Below are 5549 nucleotides of genomic sequence, written 5' to 3'. Positions count from 1 at the left end.
CTTCTTATTCATATTTTTCCTCTTATTATTTTTCCTCTTATGATCTTAAGTAAATCTTCTAATTTTTAGAAAAAATTTATAAAAAGTTATATAATAAATTATATGAGAATTGGAGAAAACCTATTAAAAGGAGGTAAAAATGTATGATGTGTTTGTAATTGGTGGAGGAGTAAATTTCTGTTAAACTCAAAGGAGGTAGAAAAGATGGAGCTTAAAGAAGTAGATGCTATTATAGGGAGGTGGAGAAATACACCGGGGGAACTACTCTCAATATTGGAAGAGGTGCAGGAGAAAGAGGGATACCTTCCAAAAGAGATACTAAGATACATAAGTAAAAAACTTGATATTCCGTTATCCCGTATTTTCAGCGTGGCTACATTCTTTGCTGCATTTTCACTAAAACCAAGAGGGAGACATACAATTCAAGTATGCTTGGGAACAGCATGTCATGTGAGAGGTGCTCCAAAGGTACTTAATGAACTGAAACATACTCTACAAATTGATGTAAATGATACCACAGAGGATAGAAAATTTACACTTACAACAGTAAGATGTCTTGGTTGTTGTGCTATTGGTCCAATTGTGAGAATAGATAATGATACACATATTAGAGTTACACCGCGGAAGATTAAATCAATACTTTCTAAGTATGACTGAAAGGAGAGATAAAAATGGAAAGAATAACTGGATTAGAAGATTGGAAGGAAGTAAAGAAGAAGGGGTGGGAAAAGCTCTTTCCAAAGGATAGGATAAGAATATGTGTAGGAATGGCAACATGTGGTATTGCGGCAGGAGCAGATAAAGTCTTTAAGAAAGGGGAGGAGATTGTATCTTCAAGAAAACTGCCTATAGATATAGTAAAAGTTGGATGTATAGGATTTTGCAAAGAAGAGCCTATTGTAACAGTTCATGTTCCAGGCAAACCTTTACTTTTATATAACGAAGTGACACCAGAAATTTTGGAGAATATAATTGATGACGCTATCAAAGATAGATTAAGTGTAAAGCCATTCTGCAAAATAGAAGAATGGGATAATATTGTAAATGATGAGAAATTTACATATGGGAAAGGTTATGATGAAGTTCCTTTTTATAAAGATATTCCCTTCTTTTCAAAACAGAAAAAGATAGTTTTAAGAAACTGCGGACTAACAAACCCAGAGGATATAGAAGAATATATTGGATCTGGAGGATACTATCCCTTAATCAAAGTACTTACAGAAATGACACCAGAGGAGGTTATAGAAGAGGTAACGAACTCAGGATTGAGAGGTAGAGGAGGAGCAGGATTTCCAACAGGAATAAAATGGAATTTTGTAAAACAGGCAAAAGGAGACTTCAAATACATAATCTGTAATGCAGATGAGGGAGACCCTGGTGCCTATATGAACAGAAATGAATTGGAGAGCGACCCACACATGATAGTAGAGGGAATGATAATTGGAGCATATGCAATGGGTGCCAGAGAGGGGATAGTATACATTAGAGAAGAGTATCCTCTTGCCATAGAAAAGATAAAAAAGGCAATAGAAGATGCCTATAAATATGGTTTTCTCGGAGAAAACATACTTGGAACAGACTTTTCCTTTGACATAAGAATAGTTAAAGGAGCAGGCGCCTTTGTATGTGGAGAAGAAACAGCTCTTATAGCTTCCATTGAAGGAAAACCAGGAAGACCAAGGCCAAAACCACCATTCCCTGCCCAAAAAGGTTTGTATGACAAACCTACAGACATAAATAATGTTGAAACATGGACAAACATTCCTGTGATAATTAAAAAGGGAGCTGACTGGTTCAAAAGCATAGGAGTTGAAAAAAATTCTGGAACCAAGGTATTTTCTCTCGTTGGGAAGGTAAAAAATGTCGGACTTGTGGAGGTTCCACTTGGAACAAAGTTAAAGGAGATAATCTATGATATTGGAGAGGGGGGAGTTGGAGGTAAGAAGATAAAAGCTGTGCAGACAGGTGGTCCATCAGGTGGTTGTATTCCAGCTGAAAAATTTGACTTGTCTGTAGATTACGAGACTTTAAAAGCTGCAGGTTCTATAATGGGTTCAGGTGGAATGGTTGTTATGGACGAAAACACATGTATAGTTGACATAGCCAAATACTTTTTAACATTTACACAGGCAGAATCTTGTGGAAAATGTGTTCCGTGTAGAGCAGGAACAAGAATAATGCTTGAGACATTGGAAAAGATCTCAAGAGGTGAAGGAGAGGAAAAAGATATAACTTTACTTAAAGAACTTGGTGAAACTATCAAAAAAGGAGCTCTCTGTGCTCTTGGTCAAACTGCTCCAAATCCTGTACTTACAACTTTAAAATACTTTGAAAATGAATATATTGAGCATATTGTATATAAAAGATGCCCTCAAGGTGTGTGTGAATTAAGTATAGCTCCTTGTATGAGTGCATGTCCTGCAGGAGTTGATGTTCCAGCGTATGTAGCTTATATGGCAGAAGGAAAACTTAAGGAAGCCTTTTACACACATATAAAAGCAAATCCTTTCCCTATCGCATGTGGAAAGGCATGTCCTGCTTTTTGTGAAAAAATGTGCAGGAGAGCACAACTTGATTCGCCTGTTGCCATAAGACAGCTAAAGAGAGTCTTTGCAGATAAATCCATGGAAGAGGGATGGGAACTTTACAAACCAGAAAAATATAATGGAAAGAAAGTTGCTGTAGTCGGTGGTGGACCAGGAGGATTAACCGCTGCGTATTTCTTGAATCTTAAAGGATACAAAGTTACGGTATTTGAAAAGAATGAGGAAGCTGGTGGTGCTTTAAGATATCTACTACCAGAGCATAGACTACCAACAGAAGCTGTAAAGTTTGAAGTTGAGAGAATCAAAAGAACAGGTGTGGAGATAATTACTGGGAGGGAAATAAAATCTCTTGACGAGTTAAAGGATTTTGACGCTATCTTTCTTGCATGTGGAGCCCATAAAGAAGTAAAACTTGGAATAAAGGGAGAAGATCTTAAGAATGTAATTCCGGCACTTAAGTTCTTAAAGAGTGTTAAAAGTGGAGAGTTCAAAGATAAAATTTCAGGAAAGGTCATCGTCATAGGTGGCGGAAATGCAGCCATTGATTCAGCGAGAGTAGCCTGGAGACTTGGAGGAGATGTAACTATTGTTTATAGAAGAGGAGAACAGGATATGCCAGCTTTTAAAGAGGAGATAGAGGAAGCGAAGAGAGAGGGCATAGAAATAATGACATTAACCAATCCTGTTGAATTTATAGGAGATGAAGAAGGGAAAGTAAAGAGAGCTAAACTTATAAAGATGAAGTATGGAGAGTATGATCTATCAGGAAGAAGAAGACCAATTCCAATTCCTGGAAGCGAATTTGAAATTGATGTCTCTATGGTTGTTGTAGCTATAGGGCAAAAGATAGATGTTAATTTTGAGGGAATTGATGTTGAACATGGAGTTGTAAAGGTTGATCATAATCTTATGACCTCAGTTGAAGGTGTCTTTGCAGGCGGTGATCTTGTAAGAGGTCCATCCACCATCGTTGAAGCAATAGGGGATGGCAAGAAAGCTGCAATGGCAATAGATAAATATCTTGGAGGAGATGGAATTCTATTCAAAGAAGAGAGAAAAGTTGTTGAAACAACCTATGATGAGGAGAAATATCAAGAGGAAATGGAAAGAGTTAAACCAGTTCTTGTTGCACCAGAGGATAGAAGGGCAATTCATGTTGAGGTTGAAAAAACCATAGATGTTAAAGATGCAATAGAGGAAGCAAGAAGGTGTGTACATTGCGATAGAAGAGAAGAGGAGGAATAAAATGATATTTGCAAAGCCATTACCTCTAAATGAGGTTGAAAGGAATTTAAGTAAAGAAGATAAAATTGCTATAATTGCATGTAACGGTTGTGTAAGAACGTACGGTGTTGGTGGATTTGAGGGAGCAAAAAAACTCGCAGAATCTTTAAGAAAAGATGGATACAATGTCGTCAAGATAATAGTTATTACATACAACTGCACAGAAGCTTATGTTATGCGAATAAGAAGAGAAATTCCCTCTGATGTAAATGTTCTTCTTTCCCTATCATGCACAGCAGGATACTCCTCTATAAGCCGCATGTTCCCAAATAAGAAAGTAGTTAAAACCACAGAGAATGTTGGTCTTATCAGTATAGAGGATGATAGAAAAATGTTTGAGGTGACCTTTCCTTTTGAAAAATTCAAAGATTACAAGGGGAAGTGGTTTGCCTTTGATACTTTGGAAATGGTCTCTAAAAATAATGGAGGTGACCAATGATAATCTCTCTGCGTTCCGTTAAGTATGAAGAACTTAAGAAGATGTTAAATAAAGAAGATAAAATAGTTGTCTGGTCCTGTGATACCTGCATAAAGTACTGTGGACTGGGAGGAGTTGAGAAAGCAAAAACCCTTGCAGAACTGTTAAAAGAGGATGGATACAATGTACTTGGGGTCGAAATAATTAGTGAATCATGTCATCTTGACTTAATAAGAGCTCACAAAAAAACAAAAAAAGATATGCTTGATGAAGCAACTGCAATAATAGTCCTTGCCTGTGAAGACGGAGTTCATTCAGTAAAGAATATCTTTAAAGAAAAAAAGATAATAAATGTTGTGAAGACTCTCGGCGTTGGAAATTTAACTGCAAGAGGAGAGGCAATTCTTGTTGGTCCTTTTGAATGGACAGGACTAAAAGAGAGTGTTGAAGGTTACACCCTCAATGAATTGGCAGAAAAACTCAATCTCTATAACTCTTTCTTTGATGAAGATAAGAAGCCAAAGCCAAAACTTGTAAAGATAACTGTTGATGGGAAGGAACACGAAGCTGAAGAAGGGAAAAACTTGCTTGAAGCTTTACTCTCATTGGGCTATGATATACCACATCTTTGTCATAGACCAGGATTAAATCCTGCAAGCGCATGCAGACTCTGTCTTGTGGAAATAGAGGGAATGAGAGGTCTTGTTCCATCATGTCATGTAACTGTAAAAGAAGGAATGAATATAAAAGTCGAAACTGAGGAACTAAAAAAGTATAGAAGAACAATCCTTGAAATTATCCTTGCAGAAGTTGGGGAAAAGTATATTGATAGAAGAAGTGAACTTGCTGTGATGCTTAGAAAATATGGAGTAAAGAAATCAAGGTTTACTCTCTCAAAGAAAGAAAAAAATGTTGATGAGTCTGGTGATATCTTTATTATAGACAATAATAAGTGTGTCCTCTGTGGAAGATGTGTTAGAACTTGCGAAGAGATATCTGGAAGAGGAGTTCTTGATTTTGGATATAGAGGAGAAAAGACACAGATAGTTTCTGGTTTACATGATCCTATGAAAGAAACAAACTGTGTTGGATGTCTGGCTTGTGTTAATGCATGTCCAGCAAATGCCCTTTCCTTAAAGACCGTACTATTTGATCTTGAGCCTGTAAATAAATAAAATGTAAGGTGGGTTAGCTAACCCACCTTAATTCATCTTACAAATATTTGGAGGTAAAAAGGTGAAAAAGATAACTTTAACACCGGGAAAGTTTAAGGGATTAAAGAGACTTTCAGATGAAACTGG

At 36.8% G+C, this 5549-nt stretch carries 4 protein-coding genes; all 4 read left to right on the top strand.

All coding sequences use genetic code 11. From position 1 onward, the window contains the following. The first annotated feature begins 204 nt into the window (after window positions 1-204). Genes J7J33_00035 through J7J33_00020 form a run of 4 tightly spaced genes read left to right on the top strand, consistent with a single transcriptional unit; the run spans window position 205 to window position 5423 of the window. On the top strand, window positions 205-657 hold the full coding sequence (locus J7J33_00035) for an NAD(P)H-dependent oxidoreductase subunit E (GenBank protein MCD6167691.1): 453 nt from the start codon (window positions 205-207) through the stop codon (window positions 655-657). A gap of 14 nt (window positions 658-671) precedes the next feature. After that, on the top strand, window positions 672-3791 hold the full coding sequence (gene nuoF, locus J7J33_00030) for an NADH-quinone oxidoreductase subunit NuoF (protein ID MCD6167690.1): 3120 nt from the start codon (window positions 672-674) through the stop codon (window positions 3789-3791). Window position 3792: 1 nt separating this feature from the next. Further along, on the top strand, window positions 3793-4269 hold the full coding sequence (locus tag J7J33_00025) for a hypothetical protein (GenBank protein MCD6167689.1): 477 nt from the start codon (window positions 3793-3795) through the stop codon (window positions 4267-4269). Further along, window positions 4266-5423: a (2Fe-2S)-binding protein gene (locus tag J7J33_00020; protein ID MCD6167688.1), complete on the top strand. Its 1158-nt coding sequence runs from the start codon at window positions 4266-4268 to the stop codon at window positions 5421-5423. The genes J7J33_00025 and J7J33_00020 overlap by 4 nt, the downstream gene beginning before the upstream one ends. The last annotated feature ends 126 nt before the right edge of the window (window positions 5424-5549 follow it).

It is taken from the genome of Caldisericia bacterium, assembly GCA_021158845.1.
In the GTDB taxonomy this organism is placed as follows: Bacteria; Caldisericota; Caldisericia; order B22-G15; family B22-G15; genus B22-G15.
Note: the sequence above shows the minus strand (reverse complement) of the source record. Positions and strands in the feature narration are given on the sequence as shown.

Excerpts from the sequence above, each read along its gene's own strand:
- J7J33_00025 (MCD6167689.1), top strand. The coding sequence starts at position 3,793 with ATGATATTTGCAAAGCCATTACCTCTAAATGAGGTTGAAAGGAATTTA.
- nuoF (MCD6167690.1), top strand. The coding sequence starts at position 672 with ATGGAAAGAATAACTGGATTAGAAGATTGGAAGGAAGTAAAGAAGAAG.
- J7J33_00035 (MCD6167691.1), top strand. The coding sequence starts at position 205 with ATGGAGCTTAAAGAAGTAGATGCTATTATAGGGAGGTGGAGAAATACA.
- J7J33_00020 (MCD6167688.1), top strand. The coding sequence starts at position 4,266 with ATGATAATCTCTCTGCGTTCCGTTAAGTATGAAGAACTTAAGAAGATG.